1 protein-coding gene is annotated in these 1,039 nt (G+C 44.9%); it reads left to right on the top strand.

What is annotated here, in order from left to right; genetic code table 11:
- Positions 1-1,039 (top strand): DEAD/DEAH box helicase (locus A3756_RS14780; RefSeq protein ID WP_068553771.1); only part of this gene is annotated, 1,039 nt, incomplete at both ends.

The raw sequence follows: 1,039 nt of genomic DNA, 5'->3' as shown, positions 1-1,039 counted from the left end.
CGAGCTTTGTGCTGCCATTGCTTGAAAAACTTAATGTTCCCTACAACTATCGCGGCAAGCGCATACGAGCATTAATTATTACCCCGACTCGTGAGCTGACTGAGCAAATTGAAGCCAATATTACGCAATACGGGAAGTACCTCAACCTAAAGTCAATGGCTATGTACGGTGGTATCGCTGCAGAGCCTCAGAAAAAGAGACTCATTGAAGGTGTTGATATTCTGGTCGCGACGCCAGGACGTTTACTTGAAATGGTCTATGACCGTGCAGTTCATTTTGACGAACTAGAAGTCCTGATCTTAGACGAAGCCGATAGAATGCTAAACATGGGTTTTATTGATGAGATCAATAAAATCATTGATCGCCTTCCGAGCGAGCGTCAAAGCTTGTTGTTTTCTGCAACCCTAACCGATGACGTACGCTTCCTCGCTAAGACGGTTAAAGACGAAGCCTTGGAAATCGCCATTTCGCCCGAGGCAACTGCCGCGACCACCATTGACCAGTGGTTGATTACGGTCGATAAAGATAAAAAGTCTGCGCTATTGAGTCATCTCATTATTGAGAATCAGTGGGATCAGGCGCTAATTTTTATTGAGAAAAAACATGGCGCTGCGAAACTTGCCGCTCAGTTAGGCAAACGAGGTATTCACGCAGAAGCAATTCACGGTGACCGTAGCCAAGCAATGCGAGCTAAAATACTGAATGATTTCAAATCTGGCGAAATTAAGTTCTTGGTGGCTACCGGAGTCGCTGCACGCGGAATTGATATTGGTAAGTTAAGCCGAGTGGTTAACTATGACCTGCCCTTTAAGCCTGAGGAATACATTCATAGAATTGGACGAACAGGCCGAGCAGGTGCCATTGGCGAAGCGATCTCATTTGTCTCAATGGGAGATTTTAAGAATCTTTGTGCAATAGAGAGCCGGCTAGGTCATATTATTGAGCGAAAAGAAATTGAAGGCTTCCCTGTGAGAAAAGTCGTGCCCGTATCTATTTTAAATTACGTACCGAAGAATAAGCGACCAGCGAATAAAAAGAC

Source organism: Oleiphilus sp. HI0086 (genome assembly GCF_001635225.1).
The sequence above is the reverse complement of the archived record's forward strand: the minus strand, read 5'-3'. Positions and strand labels throughout refer to the sequence as shown.